Source organism: Methylomicrobium album BG8 (assembly GCF_000214275.2).
Classification (GTDB): Bacteria; Pseudomonadota; Gammaproteobacteria; order Methylococcales; family Methylomonadaceae; genus Methylomicrobium; species Methylomicrobium agile.
This window is the reverse complement of sequence record NZ_CM001475.1, coordinates 4,017,711-4,031,884: the sequence shown is the minus strand read 5'-3', so window position 1 is coordinate 4,031,884 and position 14,174 is coordinate 4,017,711. Positions and strand designations below refer to the sequence as shown.

Here is a 14,174-nt window from a genome sequence, read left to right as displayed (position 1 = left end):
GGTTGTTTGGCGAAGGTGAAGGTGTTTTACGGCCTGGTCTTGTTGAAAAACCAGCAGGCGAGAGGCACGGGGTGTTTGCAGATCAACAGGGGGCGGGCATGCTTTTTATTTCGAGTCAGTCCGTAGGGCGGATTCGCCGCCAGGCAATCCGCCATTGCTTTGAAGTCTGTTGGCGTTTTGCTATCGCGAAAACGCCCTACAGATTTGTTTACAGCGCCAGGCTGGCATCATGGTTTATGCTGTCTGGTCAATTCGGCACAGCCCACGGTCGCGTCGCCGCCGGCTTCCACGTAACAGGCGCTGATCTTGTCGTTACTGTGAATGTGGCCGTGGTTATAACCCTGGCTATCCTCCGCAACCCATGTAAACGTCGTGTTATCGGGATAGATGACGCCGAAGAAATGCTTTGTCCCGGCCGAATAGGTAAATTGCCCTTTGAATATGCGCCCTTTCTGTTCGAATATTTCTATCGTCTTCGTCCAGTTCAAATGGCCCTTTTTGTCGGAGTAAGTGTGGTTTTCTCCCGCCCAAATGCCGACAAGATTGGGGACCGGCTCGTCTGCCGGGGCCGCCAGGCCATCGCCGATGCTTGCAAGGGCCACGATAAAAACGGCGATGATTGGCATTGAAGGGGTAAAGTTTTTGATCACGTTGTACATGGACGGTTTCTCGTTGTTGGTTTGGAGGACGAATGTAAAGGTTCATGTTTCGCGCCGAACCCATCCGGACAGGGCTATGACGAGTGCGGGTTCCGCGGCGGAGGCGGTCAGGAACCGATCCGGCTCCGGCAGCGTCGATACTGTGACCGCAGTCGCCGATACATGCAAAAACAGGGCCGTTTTGTGGTTCGGTCGCGTAGGTTTGGGCAATGGCTTTATTGTTGCCCGGCATTTTCGTGCCGGGTAACAATATCGACGGTTGAATTCAAAAGCAAGCTCGTACTTGTAGGGCGGATTCGCCGAAGGCAATCCGCCAATGGCTTTGAAGCATATGCCGGCGTTTTGCTATCGCGAAAACGCCCTACAGATCTCTTTGGGTTGGAGCTGCTTCGTTACAGGCGAATAGCCTTGCTTGGAATAAGGCATCGGTAATACACTTAAAAGCACATTCCGCCTTTGTTTGTGTTTTTCCCGTTCACTTTTCGAGAATCCGCCCACAATGCCGACGCAAAAAGACAATAATTCCTTTCAGAAACGCACGATCGTCATTTTAGGTGCCGGTTACAGCGGCACGCTCACGGCCGTGAACATCCTTCGCCAAAACACTGGGGACCCGGTGCGCCTGGTTTTGGTGGAACGCAAGGCCCCTTTCGGGCGCGGGCTTGCCTACCGCACCTGGGACGACAATTTCGTATTGAACGTCCCGGCCGGCAATATGAGCGCATTGGCGGACGATCCCGATCATTTCGTCAATTATTGCCGGAATATCGATCCGGCTTTCAACGCCTCGTCGTTTATCGCCCGGCGCATTTACGGCGACTACCTGGAATCTACCTTGGCCGAAGCGGAAAAAGGCAGTCCCATCGCCGTTCAAAAAATCAGTGGAGAAGCGCTTTCCGTTCGCCCTCGGGAAGAGGGAGGCGGATTTTCGGTGGAACTGGAGGACAGCCGGAGCCTGTCCGCAGACCAAGTGGTGCTCGCGCTTGGACACGCTCTGCCCGGAAATTTGAGACCGGCGCCGGATGGCTTCAAACCCGGCAATTACATTGCGAATCCCTGGGATTTCGCCGGCCTTGACCGGGTGGACGCCGACAAGCCCATTCTCTTGCTGGGAAGCGGGCATACCGCGATCGACGTGTTGTTCAGGCTGACCCGGAACAGCAATTCCGGAAAAGTTTTTCTTCTCTCCCGCCGCGGTTTATTGCCGCAAGGACATCGGTTCACCGCCAGGCCGCCCGTTACGGCCGCTTTTCCCGCCTATCTGGAGGAGGCGGCAGCCTCCTGCTCGGTTCGCGCTTATATGCGCGCGCTGCGCCGGGAAGCGCGGCGCAGGGAAGCCGAGGGCGGCAACTGGCGCGATGCGATCAACGAGCTGCGTCCGCATACGCCCGAGATCTGGCGGCGTTTGCCCTTGACGGAGCGGCGACGGTTTCTGGTTCACGTCCAGGCGTACTGGGATATTCACCGCCATCGTCTGGCGCCCTGCGCGCATCAGCGTTTGCACCAAATGGCGCATTCCGGGCAGGCGGAAATCGTGGCGGGCAAGATCCTGAGCTATCGAAAAGAGGGAGACGCCGTTACCGTCGTCGTCCGGCCGCGCCATGCGGAAACGCGCCGGGAATTGACGGTGGGCGCGATGGTCAACTGCACGGGCCCCAATTACAACCTCGCCGCCTCGGACATTCCGCTGCTTGCCCAGTTGCGGGACGAGGGCCTGATCCAGCAGGACCCGGCGAGAATCGGCTTGGAAGTGGACGATCAGTATCGGGTCGTCGGCACTGACGGGCAATCGGTCCCCGACCTGTTTTACATCGGGCCGATGCTCAAAGCCCGCTATTGGGAAGCGATCGCGGTTCCCGAACTGCGTATCCATGCCCTGCGGCTGGCCAAGCTGATCCTTTCCGGAAGCCTGTAGGAAGCTTGTAGGGCGGATTCGCCGAAGGCAATCCGCCTCTTTGAAGCCTGTTGGCGTTTTGCTATCGCGAAAACGCCCTACAGAGCTGCCTCGGATATAATGGCTTATCCCGAATTAAAGTAGCCCGCTGGTTCTAAATGACACTCCCACGATGACAAAAAGAACGGAAATCACCGTCACGGGAATAATGTGATACGCCAGAGGCATCAGGTTCTCCTCAGTCAGATTCGGGATGATTCTCAGCCTTGCATCTATGGCAAACAGGAGGGTCGCCAAGAGTAAACCGAGTTTTAGTAAAATCAATCGCGATAGGGGGTTGTCGAAGCTGAACCACATGGCAATGTCCGGCATGATATTATGGGCCAACAGTAATCCGGTGACTACCTGAATCGCGAGCGCCGGGACTCCCACCTTTTCGTAACCGGCTTCGAAGCGTAATAAATCCGTGGGCGATTTCTCCTTCAGTGCTCTGGGAAGAATCGTAATGGCCAGAACCAGATGTCCGCCGGTCCAGATTGTGGCTGCCAGGAGGTGCAGGAGGAGTATGTAATCGTTCATAATTAACCCGGTGCATCGGAGAAATCAAAGTCGGATTGCGCAAAGCGCAACCCAAACAGCGATATTAGGACAGGTTTTGACTGGCCAGATAATCTTCATAATTGCCGTTGAAATCGACGATGCCGTTCGCCGTCAGCTCGATGATCCGGGTCGCCAGCGAGGACACGAACTCCCGGTCGTGGCTGACGAAAATCAGCGTGCCGGGGTAGTTTTCCAGCGCGGTATTCAGCGATTCGATCGATTCCATGTCGAGGTGGTTGGTCGGCTCGTCCAGTACCATAATGTTGTTCTTTTGCAGGATCAGTTTGCCGAACAGCATCCGCCCCTGTTCGCCGCCGGAAAGGACATTGACCGATTTTTTGATTTCGTCCTGCGAGAACAGCATCCGGCCGAGCGTGCCGCGTATCGTTTGATCGTCATCGCCTTCCTTCCGCCACTGGCCCATCCATTCGATCAGCGAGAGGTCTTCGGCAAAATCTTCGGCATGATCCTGGGCATAATAGCCCACTTCCGCGTTTTCCGACCATTTGACGAGGCCGGTGTCCGGCTCCAGGTCGCCGACCAGCGTGCGCAGCAGCGTCGATTTGCCGATGCCGTTCGGGCCGATTACCGCGACCCGCTCGCCGACCGCAATCATCAGGTTCAGGTCTTTGAATAACGGCTCCGCACCATAACCCTTGCTCAAACCTTCGGCCTCCAGCGCCAGTCGGTGCAGTTTTTTGGTCTGGTCGAAACGGATGAACGGATTGACCCGGCTGGACGGCTTCACTTCATCAAGCTTGATTTTTTCGATCTGCCGGGCGCGCGAGGTGGCCTGCTTGGCCTTGGAGGCATTGGCCGAAAAGCGGCTGACGAAGGTCTGCAGTTCCGCGATCTGGGCTTTTTTCTTCGCGTTGCTCGCCAGCAATTGTTCGCGGGCCTGGGCCGAGGCGGTCATGTAATCGTCGTAATTGCCCGGATAAACGCGCAGTTCGCCGTAGTCCATGTCCGCCATGTAAGTGCAGACGCTATTCAGAAAATGCCGGTCGTGCGAGATGATGATCATGGTGCTGTTGCGCTCGTTCAGCACGTTTTCGAGCCAGCGGATCGTGTTGATGTCGAGATTGTTGGTCGGCTCGTCGAGCAGCATGATGTCGGGGTCGGCGAACAGCGCTTGCGCCAGCAATACCCGCAGCTTCCAGCCCGGCGCGACCGCGCTCATCGGGCCGCCATGCTGCTCGCGCGGGATTTCCAGTCCCAGCAGCAGTTCGCCGGCTCTCGATTCGGCGGTGTAGCCGTCCATTTCGGCAAATTCGTTTTCCAGGTCGGCGACCTTTAAGCCGTCTTCTTCGGACATTTCCGGCAGCGAATAGATGCGGTCGCGTTCCTTTTTGACTTCCCAGAGTTCCTTGTGGCCCATGATGACGGTGTCGATCACGCTGAATTCTTCATAGGCGAACTGGTCCTGGCGCAAAATCCCGAGCCGTTCGTCCGGACCGATGCTGACGTTTCCGGACGTGGGTTCGAGCTCGCCGCTCAGGATTTTCATGAAAGTCGATTTGCCGCAGCCGTTGGCGCCGATCAGGCCGTAGCGGTTGCCGTCGCCGAATTTGACGGAGACGTTTTCAAACAGGGGCTTGGCCCCGAACTGCATGGTGATGTTTGCGGTGGTTAACAAGGTGTTGTTCCGAAAGGATAAGTAAAAGATTTAGGGGACAAGGGCGCAAGCGGTTTCGGGCTTACGCTCCGCCATTTTACCGTAATGGCTTTGCAGGCATCGGGATAAAACAGGCGTCGCGCTGATCGCGTAAGAGAAGGCGTCCAAGCAATGCGTTTTGTTCACGCGGGAGCTTACCGTAACGAAGTTCAAAATTTATGTGCTAGAATAACTGACTTATTTAGTCAGTTAATTTGAATTTGTGCGATTTTTTGTATGAAGCCTCATGTTGATGACTATATAAAAACAACAACATTATCAATTTATTAGGTTTAATGATCGTCATGAATTCTTTTAAAAATGCACTGGTTTCCTTAACGATGGCGGCAACCCTTTTTACCGCTTCAACTTCTGCATTCTCCAAGCCGGTCGGCGAAGAGGCGGTAAAGACTGCCGTTGAAAGCACGATTGCCAGCCTCGAGCAGGCTGTCGGCATGCTGGAAAAAGGTGAAGACAACGCCGCGGTCAGCAAAGTGATCGGTACGGCCCGCCAACAGCAAAAAGAGTTTCGCTTCGAGGTGACCGAACGTCAACGCCAAAGAGCGGTTAACACCATGGTCAAGGCCCAGGCCGACTTGAAGAGCGGCAACATGCAGCCGGCGGAACAAAATCTGAGAGAATCCCTGGCTTCTTTTAAAGAAATGAAAGCCATCTACGACAAGACCCACTAAAAAATAACTTCCCGACATACCGCCTGAGCGTTCCTATTTTCAGTTGTAGGGTACGCTATGCGTACCTTTTCACCCCCCCCCAATGGTACGCACAGCGTACCCTACAGCGGTTTGCGCCCTTGGGGGGGAACCCAAGCCGGCAAAGGGGGTATCACGATAAGCGCTGGGAGAGAGTACGAGAGGAGGAAGTGATGATCGACCCAATCCTAAGCTCAATCAGGGGTTGAAGGAAAACGAAACGGTGCCAATCCGGACAGGCGGTCGACAGAAAGCCCGCAGCTTGCAAAAGACGGGTTTGATTCGGCATCGTTTTAGCTTCGGGTCTGCCCTGAAACGCTGCATTAACGGGCCTCCTATTCAATAATAGAGTAGGCATCAGGCCTGCAGCATGCCCACCGCCTCGGCCAGTTCGGCCAACAGGGTCCGTTCGTGTTCGCTGACCCGCTCGCCGCCGAAACCGAGAAATCCGCCTTCCTTGGCCGCATTGGCGACCTTGTCGCCGAGATGGATCAGGAAATCCCTGTAGACGGAGACATCTTCGGGCGATCCTTTCTTCCGCAAAATCCCGATCGCGGTCCGCGATTTATCTACGGCTTCCTGGCGCAAAACAGCCTGAATGTTGGCAAAATCGCCGCTGGCCCTGGCCAGTTCTTTAATCGATTCGATCGAGGATTTGATTTCTTCCCGCCCGCACACTTCCCGCAATAATGGATTACTGCCTTGCAAAGCCTCATTGATGATGCCGGACGGGGCCAATGCTTCCGCGATGCTGCCGAAAAAGCCGCTGGCGCCGGCTACGGTGACCGCAAGAATCACAAGATGGGGCGCATCTCTCAATACCTCCCATTCGGCAGAAGAAAAATCGGATTTTGTTGCCATGTCGGTTCTCCTTGATTCGGATCGTTAAAATTTACACTCCCTGCAATAGTGCGCGCGAGTTTTGCCGCCTACGCCGGGGACTTTTTCGGCTGACCTGCAATGCATGCAGGATACCGAAAATTAGATTTTAAAGAGTCCGTTGGGTTTTTTAAAGCCGACTAATTTGGCGGCTCGAAACATTTTTGAGCTAACGGTATTCCCTGCCGGTCTGAACAGGTTGAAAGGGTCTTTGAGGAGGCATTGCCATGAAAAATTCAGACCGTATAAAAATAACGCTGTCATTCATTTCGATTGCGCTTGCCGGTTGCGCGAGCAATGGCAGCGAACGGGTTTTCGGTACCGTCGATCGAGGTTTGGAGACTGCCGGACGAACCATGGAGACGGGAAGGGCGGTGATGCAGGCCGGCCGAACCGCCGCGACCGGCACGCCGGCCCAGCCAGCCGTTTTAACCGATGTCCTGGTCAATCGACTCGGCGTTTCCCGGCAGCAAGCCCTTGGCGGGGCAGGGGCCATATTTCAGGCCGCCCAAGCCCGAATGGCGCCGCAAGCTTTCGATCATTTATCCCAATCGGTTCCCGGCATGTCCGATATGCTGGCGGCCGCTCCGCAAGTCGGCCCGCCTCTGTCCCAAACCATGCCGGCGGTGGGCGACCTGGGCGGGTCGATCGACACGATGACGTCGCTTGCCGCTTCGTTTCAGCAACTGAACATGCCGCAGAGCATGGTCAGCCAATTTATTCCGGTCGTCGTCGATTATGTGAGAACCACTGGCGGCCCGACGACTGCAAATTTGCTGCAATCGGCGTTGGTCATGCATTGAGCGGAGACTTGGCTTTTTTCGGGTCGTGATCCCGCCGGCTGGATGTGCAGGCCGATGCGGCGATTGTTTAACGTTAGTCAGTCCTGTGTGTCGGGATTCGGGTGGCAGGGCTGCAGTGTTTTGCCGGGCGGGAACGATTTATCCGGCGTTTCTTGACTCACGCTTTGGATGTGGCTAAAGACAATCTTCCGGCATGCCGCCTTGATCGCTCCCGCGCGCGGCGCGCGTCATGAGACACCTCATAGGGTGACAATGGGGTTTAAACACAGTAGGGTACGCTGTGCGTACCTTTTCACCTCCCCAATGGTACGCACAGCGTACCCTACAGCGGTTTGTGCCCTTTGGGTGTATAACCCAAGCTGGCAAAGGGAGTACCGCGATAAGCGCTCGGCGAGAAAACGAGAGGGGAAGTGATGCTCGACCCAATCCTAAGCCGAAAACCATTCCGCGAAACCGATAGCCGCAGCGCCCGCATCCCGCGGCGCGAACCGTGCGCCAATCGGGCTTGTTCGGCGATAATACGCTGATAATGTATGCTTTTTACATAGTTAATGATAAAATCAGAACCACAACTGAATTCAGCAGATTGACGGATGTCGACAGACCCCCAAAAAACGTCTTCCAGCCCCCAGGCGCTGGAATTTAAAAGCAGTACTTTTTCAGTACCCGTTTTGGTCTTATTCAACAACAGCCTCCAGCACATCGAACAACAACTCCAAGAAAAAATCGCCCTGGCGCCGGATTTTTTCAAACATTCTCCGATCCTGCTGGATCTGCAGGAATTGAATAAGCGCAATCTGGATGTCCCGTTGGCGGTTCTGGTCAAGGCGATCAGGGAGCTGAATTTATTGCCGATCGGCCTGCGCGGCGGCAATGCCGTACAAAACCGGCAGGCCCTGGAACTGGGCATTCCGGTTCATGCCTTGCATGGCGGCGGATCGTCCCAGGAAAACGCGAAAACCAAAACGCTTGCGGCCACACCCGAGCAGCCGGCCCCGAACGAGGACGCTTCCACGCTGTTGATCACCCAGCCGGTGCGGTCGGGCCAGCGCGTTTATTCGCACGGCGACCTGATCGTGCTGGCGACGGTCAGTTCCGGCACCGAGATCATGGCCGAGGGCAATATTCACGTCTACGGTTCTCTGCGCGGCCGGGCGCTGGCCGGGGTACAGGGTAACGAAAAAGCGCGGATTTTCTGTTCCGATCTGCAGGCGGAACTGATTTCGATCGCAGGCATTTACAAAGTCAGCGAAGACCTGTCCAAGGAGTTCCGGCATAAGCCGGTACAGATTTATCTTCAGGATCATTCGCTGATCATCAAAGAAATTTAACTCATACGCTCTATTCGGAGGAAACACCATTGGCCAGAATCATTGTCGTTACATCAGGTAAAGGCGGAGTTGGCAAAACCACCACCAGCGCCGCCATTTCGATGGGACTTGCGAAACGAGGCCATAAAACCGCCGTCATCGATTTCGATGTCGGCTTGCGCAACCTGGACTTGGTGATGGGCTGCGAGCGCCGGGTCGTTTATGACCTGATCAACGTGATCAGCGGCGAGGCGTCGCTGAATCAGGCGTTGATCAAGGACAAGCATTGCAACAATCTGTACATTTTGCCGGCCTCCCAAACGCGCGATAAAGATTCTCTGACCCAGGAAGGCATCGGCAAGATTCTGGACGAATTGTCCAAAGATTTCAAATACATCGTTTGCGATTCGCCGGCGGGTATCGAAAAGGGAGCGCATCTGGCGATGTATTTCGCCGACGACGCTTTCGTGGTCACCAATCCGGAGGTGTCTTCGGTGCGCGACTCCGACCGCATGTTAGGCATTCTGGCCAGCAAATCGCGCCGCGCCGAGCAGAACCAGGAGCCGATCAAGGAATACTTGCTGTTGACCCGTTATTCGCCCGAGCGGGTGAAACTGGGCGAAATGCTCAGCGTCGACGACGTGCAGGAAATCCTGTCGCTGCATTTGCTCGGCGTGATTCCGGAATCGAAATCGGTATTGAATGCTTCGAACTCCGGCGTTCCGGTGATTCTGGACGAAAAGAGCGACGCGGGCCAGGCTTATGCCGATATCGTCGCCCGCTATCTGGGGGAAGACCGGCCCCACCGATTCATCGATGAGAAGAAAGGACTCTTCGGGAAACTCTTCGGGAGAGGATGATGAGCTTGCTGGATTACTTTAGAACTTCGCGGCCTAGTTCTGCATCCGTTGCCAAAGAAAGGCTGCAAATTCTGGTGGCGCACGAAAGAGTGTCGCGCAACCAGCCTTCCTATCTTCCGCAATTGCAGAAAGAATTGCTGGAGGTGATCCGCAGGCACGTAAACGTCAACCAGGATGCGATTTCGTTCAATTTCGAACAGGACGGCAATCAGGAAACGCTCGAGCTGAACATCGTGCTGCCGGATCAACCCCCTAAAAAATCTTAGTTTTCTCAATCAGTGCAACAGGAGGCTTTTATGGCTGATAGCATAGGCGACGTGGCGGGCAAGATTTGGCATTATCTGAATCAGAACGGACCGTCCAGCGTCAACAAAATCACCGTCGAAACCGGTGAAAACAAAAACGACGTCCAGCGCGCGATCGGCTGGCTTTTGAAAGAAGACAAGCTGAATATCGAAATGGTAGGCCGCGCGGAAACTTTGTCGTTGAAATAAAGCAGCACCCCCATTCATCCCGGCAGGCTCCGATCGATTCCGAACCTGCCGTAAAACTGACAACGCCGAGGGATCATCGCATCCTCCGGCGTTTTTTTATGCCTTCCGCACCGGTCAATAGGCACCCGGCTATTCCGTGTGCCTTTGAGTTGCCGGCCTGTAGGGTGGATAAGCGTAGCGCATCCACCACGCAATCGCTGGTTACCCATAGAGACCAGTGCGCTACACTTATTGTCCGGCCCCGGATTTCTTAACTTAACGGCATGGGGATTATTTTGCAGGTCGAGTTAGCCGTTACGACTCATGCCATTCCGGCAAATGGTGGGGCCGGCAGGCGGGTAGCCCGAATGGCTCGGCCCGGGTCTATCAAGCCGGTAAAAATCTAGCGCCGCCTAGCCCTTCAAACCGCGGAAACCGGTAACCCGGTTTCATCTTATACGGGTTATTTTGTAAAATGTCCGGTTTTGAGTGAAGGAATCCATGGCGTCGAAAAAAGCTCATCAAGCGTCCGGTATCGCTGCCGGCATACTTGCGGCTGTGATTGTGGTACATCGAGGCGCAGGAGGACCATTTCAATTGCTGGCGATGCTGGCATTGGTGGCAGGCGCGTGGGGAGGAACGGCTCCGGACTGGCTGGAAATCGCGTGGTGGCGAAAGAAACATCGTGGGAAACGCCGTTTATGGATTACGCATCGCACCTTGACCCATTGGGGCATTCCCTGGGTAACGCTGCTGTGGTACTCGTATGTCAGCCTCAATTCGGCAGGGTGGGCGCCCGTCGCCTTCGGATTTGCGGCAGGCGGACTCATGCATCTGCTTACCGATTGGCCCAATCCGATGGGCGTACCGTGGATTTTTCGGCGCCATTCGCTGTCCATGTGGCGCAGCGGCAACCTTGAATTCGTGGTGATCCTGTTATCCTGGAGCCTGTGCGCCGGGGTGGCCGATGGCCTGTTGTTCAATGGCGTCCACACGACAAGGCTGATCGCTTTGTGCCAGAGCCAATTGAAGAATTTTTCGGGCGATGCGGTCACTAAAGTGATACCCAGGCAGTTCATCCGGCAGTTTAAAACTTAAGATGTGGCTAAAAATAACCTCCCGGCGTTCCGCCTGATCGTTCCCGCGCGCGGCGCGCGTTATGAGGTCCTTCGTAGGGCGGCAACGGGTAGAGCATTCTTTAAACACAACCCCTATTTTGCAAGCTTCGTCACTCTTTTCAGCGGTAGGGTACGCTGTGCGTACCATCGGAGCGGGAACGGTACGCACAGCGTACCCTACCGCGGCTTGTGCCCTTTGGGATGTAACCCAAGCCGGCAAGGGGGTATCACGATAAGCGTTCGGCGAGGGAAACGAGAGGAGGACGTTATGATCGACCAAATCCTTAATAAGCAAACCTGGGGAACCGGCTCCGCCATATGCTGGTTAAAATCGTTGTAGGATCAGAGTTTCCTTAACTTAACGGCATTGGCGACGGGGGGCAAAATAATGGATGCTGTCTCGACCGGGACCGAGTCGGCCGATCATTTTTTCAGCGCCACCCTGCCGCAATCCGAATCCAGCGTCGCGTCGGGCGTAATCAAGTTCTTGGCGACGATGGCTTTCGCCTTGGCTTCTGCCTCGGCGAGTTCATCCGCGAAAATATCCGTTTCATATTCCTGGCTGACCGCTTGCGTGAGCGAATCTTCCGGGGATTTTTCCGTGTTGTCCACATGAATGGAGGTAACGGTGGAAAGCCCCGGACGAATGGGGTGCGCCAATAATTCGTCTTCCCGCAAGGCGATGCGAACGGGTACCCGCTCGACGATATGGATGAAGTTTCCGGTTGCGTTATCGGGAGGCAACAAGGCGAAAACGCTGCCGGTCCCCGGCACCAACCCTTCAACAGTCCCTTGAAACGTGTAGTTTCCTCCGTAAAGATCCACGGCAACCTCCGCCAACTGGCCTGGTCGTACGCGTTGCAGCTCGGTTTCCCGTAAGTTCGCTTCGACCCACAGATGATTCAATGGAACCAACGTCATCAGAGAATCTCCCGGTTGCACCCGGTCGCCGACCTGAACCTTCCGTTTTGCGACATAGCCTGAAACCGGCGCATAAATACGCTGGCGGGTATATTCGATGTAAGCCTTGATAAATCGATGCTTGGACGCTTCGATGTCAGGATGATTCGCTCGGCTGGTGCCGCCGATTCTGGCTCGAATCGCCTCGAGTTCGGACCTTGCCTCCAGCATCTCGGCATCCAGCGCCGCCATTTGATCTTCGGCGTTTTGCAAAACCTGCTGCGACACCGAACCGCTGGGTACGCCTTGCCGAAACCGAACGACATCATGGCGCACCCGGGCCAGTTTTGAAGAACGCCCAATGAGTTTTTGACACATTTGCTGATGCGTGGCGAAAAGCGCGCCGATTTCCCGTACCGTTTGCCCGAGTTCGCCTTCGGTCTGCTTTAAGGCTGTTTGAGCGCGGTGTTCGTCAAGGCGGACCAAAAGATCGCCCTTTTTGACAAATTGGCTTTCCTCCACCCATACATGAGTCACAATGCCAGTCGCGTCCGCCTCGACCGGAATCAGGTTGCCGGTGACAAAGGCATTGTGGCTGACGATCCAGTCACGGCGATACAACCAATAACCGGTATAAATCAAAGCCGCCAAGACCCCTATTGAAACAATCCATTGCAGGCGCCGCTTACGGCGGGCGCGAAGACTTTGATGACGCGTTTTCATAGAACTTGTCACTGACAAAACTCGCTTCAGTTTTTGTTGAATATGGCCGGCATGGCAAGCAACCATCCGAACAAGCCGAAACCTTCGGGATGGTCCTGCGAGTGGGCGATTTTCTGTTGCACGATCCGAAGATCATTGGCGTATCCCCCGCCTAGCGCTTCGATTAAATCCACCCTGGCAATCCAATGATCGGCTTCCACTGTCTGCAAGGCAAATTCCTGGTCGAGCGCGGCGTGTGCGCGGCTCAGCATGGCTTGGCGATCGTCCACGCCGATACTGAAACGATCTTCCGCAAGCCTTTGGTTCTTGCGCGACGAAGACAGTAAGCGAACTTGAGCTTTCAATATGGCATGGGTTTCCTCCCAACTGCTGAGGCTATCGCCGACTTCCTGCACGGCATGCAGCAAGGTGTCGTTATAAAGTTCCACTGCGCCGTCGTATTCGGCGCGTTGGGCCGATAATTCTCCTCGCAGCCGCCCGCCTTCGAACAAGGGAAGGCGCAGGCCGGGCGCTACGCCATAAGAGAAACTGGAGCCTGAAAATAATAGGTTGGCTAAACTGCTTGCGCCTTTGGTCATTGCCAAAGCGTTTATGCCGGCGAATGCCGTGAGATCGATCGTCGGCAGAAAGCTGGCTTTGGCCATTTTTATGCGTTCCGAAGCGGCCTCGGCGCGGCGCAAGGCCGCCGCAAGATCGGGACGATGGGCCAGCAGTTCCAGAGGCAGCTTCGCAGGCAATTGCAGTGCTTTTGAATCATGAATCCCGGCGGTGAACAGGTTAGCCAGTGAAACCGGTCCGTCTCCTGTCAAGCGGACCAGCAGATTTTTCTGAATATCCAATTGATCCCGAATACCGGCTTCGCGCTTGTTGGCCGCCTCCAATTCGATGCCGGCCTGTTCCGCAGGGTCTTCGGAATCGATGCCTAATTCGAGCCGCGTCTCGGCCAGATGCAGCATTTCTTTCCGCAACTCGACTATTTTTCGGGATAGATCGAGCTGTCGGCGCAACGCTAGGCCGCGGATATAGGAGCGCGCGATCGCAGTCGTCAACAGCAGCCGGGTTTCGGCCAGTTCCGCGTCTTCGGAAGCCGCTTCGCCGATTGCCGCTTCAAGCGCCGCGCGGTATTTCCCCCAGAAATCGAACTCGTAGCGTAAACTCAAGGGATTCATTTTTCCGAAGACAATATTGGCGCCGGCCGCCTCTTCGCGATTGAGCGCCGCATACACGCCATGCTCCGAGATCCGTTCATTCGCAAGCTCCGCATCCGCGTCCAGAAACGGCAGCAGGCGGGCGCCTTCCACGCGAATCAGGGCTTGCGCCTGACGCAGTCTGGCGGCCGCTGCCTTCAGGTCAGGATTGCCCTGTAAAGCCTTTGCCATAAGGCTATTGAGTTCATCGCTGCCGAATTCGCGCCACCACTCCGGTTTCGGCCATTGCTTCGACGGAGCCCCTGTCTCATCGACGCGGACCTGCGATGAGATGTGTTCCGTGGACGGCATCTCGATAAACTGCGCAGGCTTTTCTCCTTCAGGTATCCAGGCGCAGCCCGAGACGACAAGCAGTAAGATCAACATCCATCGCCGCGGTTTCA

15 protein-coding genes are annotated in these 14,174 nt (G+C 55.4%); 8 read left to right on the top strand and 7 right to left on the bottom strand.

Translation table 11 applies throughout. The annotated features are described in order from the left end of the window. Positions 1–227 precede the first annotated feature (227 nt). Positions 228–659 (bottom strand): hypothetical protein, encoded by a 432-nt coding sequence (locus tag METAL_RS17605; RefSeq protein ID WP_005374532.1) that lies wholly within the window; start codon positions 657–659, stop codon positions 228–230. A 499-nt stretch (positions 660–1,158) separates the two neighbouring features. On the opposite strand from METAL_RS17605, the gene METAL_RS17600 reads away from it, so the two are divergent. Then, positions 1,159–2,574: an FAD/NAD(P)-binding protein gene (locus METAL_RS17600; protein ID WP_005374531.1), complete on the top strand. Its 1,416-nt coding sequence runs from the start codon at positions 1,159–1,161 to the stop codon at positions 2,572–2,574. Positions 2,575–2,688: 114 nt separating this feature from the next. Here the strand turns inward: METAL_RS17600 and METAL_RS17595 are convergent, their stop codons facing one another. Together METAL_RS17595 and METAL_RS17590 are read right to left on the bottom strand one after the other, a co-directional pair. Beyond that, a complete protein-coding gene (locus METAL_RS17595) occupies positions 2,689–3,132 on the bottom strand; it encodes a CopD family protein (RefSeq protein WP_005374530.1) in 444 nt (147 codons plus the stop codon). 64 nt (positions 3,133–3,196) lie between these two features. After that, positions 3,197–4,789, bottom strand: coding sequence for an ABC-F family ATPase (locus tag METAL_RS17590; RefSeq protein WP_005374529.1), 1,593 nt, complete (start codon positions 4,787–4,789; stop codon positions 3,197–3,199). Positions 4,790–5,112: 323 nt separating this feature from the next. On the opposite strand from METAL_RS17590, the gene METAL_RS17585 reads away from it, so the two are divergent. Further along, entirely contained in the window at positions 5,113–5,499 is a 387-nt protein-coding gene (locus tag METAL_RS17585; RefSeq protein WP_031430023.1) for a hypothetical protein, read from the top strand. Between the two features lie 375 nt (positions 5,500–5,874). Here the strand turns inward: METAL_RS17585 and METAL_RS17580 are convergent, their stop codons facing one another. Continuing rightward, on the bottom strand, positions 5,875–6,378 hold the full coding sequence (locus METAL_RS17580) for a hypothetical protein (RefSeq protein ID WP_005374522.1): 504 nt from the start codon (positions 6,376–6,378) through the stop codon (positions 5,875–5,877). A gap of 245 nt (positions 6,379–6,623) precedes the next feature. On the opposite strand from METAL_RS17580, the gene METAL_RS17575 reads away from it, so the two are divergent. Further along, entirely contained in the window at positions 6,624–7,199 is a 576-nt protein-coding gene (locus tag METAL_RS17575; RefSeq protein ID WP_005374521.1) for a DUF2780 domain-containing protein, read from the top strand. A gap of 322 nt (positions 7,200–7,521) precedes the next feature. Here the strand turns inward: METAL_RS17575 and METAL_RS21220 are convergent, their stop codons facing one another. Then, positions 7,522–7,884 carry a hypothetical protein gene (locus METAL_RS21220; RefSeq protein WP_169740929.1) on the bottom strand — a complete coding sequence of 121 codons (363 nt, stop codon included), beginning with the start codon at positions 7,882–7,884 and terminating at the stop codon, positions 7,522–7,524. Here METAL_RS21220 and minC point away from each other — a divergent pair. The 5 genes from minC to METAL_RS17550 all read left to right on the top strand — a co-directional run bounded on the left by minC (position 7,793) and on the right by METAL_RS17550 (position 10,940). Then, positions 7,793–8,530, top strand: a complete 738-nt coding sequence (gene minC / locus METAL_RS17570; protein WP_005374520.1) for a septum site-determining protein MinC — start codon at positions 7,793–7,795, stop codon at positions 8,528–8,530. The two genes, METAL_RS21220 and minC, sit on opposite strands and share 92 nt — an antisense overlap. Before the next feature lie 29 nt (positions 8,531–8,559). After that, on the top strand, positions 8,560–9,369 hold the full coding sequence (gene minD / locus METAL_RS17565) for a septum site-determining protein MinD (protein WP_005374519.1): 810 nt from the start codon (positions 8,560–8,562) through the stop codon (positions 9,367–9,369). After that, the gene (minE, locus tag METAL_RS17560) at positions 9,369–9,635 is read left to right on the top strand and encodes a cell division topological specificity factor MinE (protein ID WP_005374518.1); all 267 of its coding nucleotides are present in this window, start codon (positions 9,369–9,371) and stop codon (positions 9,633–9,635) included. Before minD ends, minE begins: the two co-directional genes overlap by 1 nt. Before the next feature lie 30 nt (positions 9,636–9,665). Then, entirely contained in the window at positions 9,666–9,863 is a 198-nt protein-coding gene (locus METAL_RS17555; protein WP_005374516.1) for a winged helix-turn-helix domain-containing protein, read from the top strand. A 480-nt stretch (positions 9,864–10,343) separates the two neighbouring features. Then, positions 10,344–10,940: a metal-dependent hydrolase gene (locus METAL_RS17550; RefSeq protein ID WP_005374515.1), complete on the top strand. Its 597-nt coding sequence runs from the start codon at positions 10,344–10,346 to the stop codon at positions 10,938–10,940. Between the two features lie 443 nt (positions 10,941–11,383). Here METAL_RS17550 and METAL_RS17545 read toward each other — a convergent pair whose 3' ends face one another. Continuing rightward, a complete protein-coding gene (locus tag METAL_RS17545; protein WP_005374514.1) occupies positions 11,384–12,583 on the bottom strand; it encodes an HlyD family secretion protein in 1,200 nt (399 codons plus the stop codon). 26 nt (positions 12,584–12,609) lie between these two features. Then, complete coding sequence (locus METAL_RS17540; protein WP_245549409.1) at positions 12,610–14,157, bottom strand: efflux transporter outer membrane subunit; 1,548 nt, start codon at positions 14,155–14,157, stop codon at positions 12,610–12,612. Positions 14,158–14,174: the final 17 nt, after the last annotated feature.

Bases quoted from the DNA above. Each gene is read 5' to 3' on its own strand.
- METAL_RS17605 (WP_005374532.1), bottom strand. From the start codon at position 659: ATGTACAACGTGATCAAAAACTTTACCCCTTCAATGCCAATCATCGCC.
- METAL_RS17600 (WP_005374531.1), top strand. From the start codon at position 1,159: ATGCCGACGCAAAAAGACAATAATTCCTTTCAGAAACGCACGATCGTC.
- METAL_RS17595 (WP_005374530.1), bottom strand. From the start codon at position 3,132: ATGAACGATTACATACTCCTCCTGCACCTCCTGGCAGCCACAATCTGG.
- METAL_RS17585 (WP_031430023.1), top strand. From the start codon at position 5,113: ATGAATTCTTTTAAAAATGCACTGGTTTCCTTAACGATGGCGGCAACC.
- METAL_RS17580 (WP_005374522.1), bottom strand. From the start codon at position 6,378: ATGGCAACAAAATCCGATTTTTCTTCTGCCGAATGGGAGGTATTGAGA.
- METAL_RS17575 (WP_005374521.1), top strand. From the start codon at position 6,624: ATGAAAAATTCAGACCGTATAAAAATAACGCTGTCATTCATTTCGATT.
- minC (WP_005374520.1), top strand. From the start codon at position 7,793: ATGTCGACAGACCCCCAAAAAACGTCTTCCAGCCCCCAGGCGCTGGAA.
- minE (WP_005374518.1), top strand. From the start codon at position 9,369: ATGAGCTTGCTGGATTACTTTAGAACTTCGCGGCCTAGTTCTGCATCC.
- METAL_RS17555 (WP_005374516.1), top strand. From the start codon at position 9,666: ATGGCTGATAGCATAGGCGACGTGGCGGGCAAGATTTGGCATTATCTG.
- METAL_RS17550 (WP_005374515.1), top strand. From the start codon at position 10,344: ATGGCGTCGAAAAAAGCTCATCAAGCGTCCGGTATCGCTGCCGGCATA.
- METAL_RS17545 (WP_005374514.1), bottom strand. From the start codon at position 12,583: ATGAAAACGCGTCATCAAAGTCTTCGCGCCCGCCGTAAGCGGCGCCTG.
- METAL_RS17540 (WP_245549409.1), bottom strand. From the start codon at position 14,157: ATGTTGATCTTACTGCTTGTCGTCTCGGGCTGCGCCTGGATACCTGAA.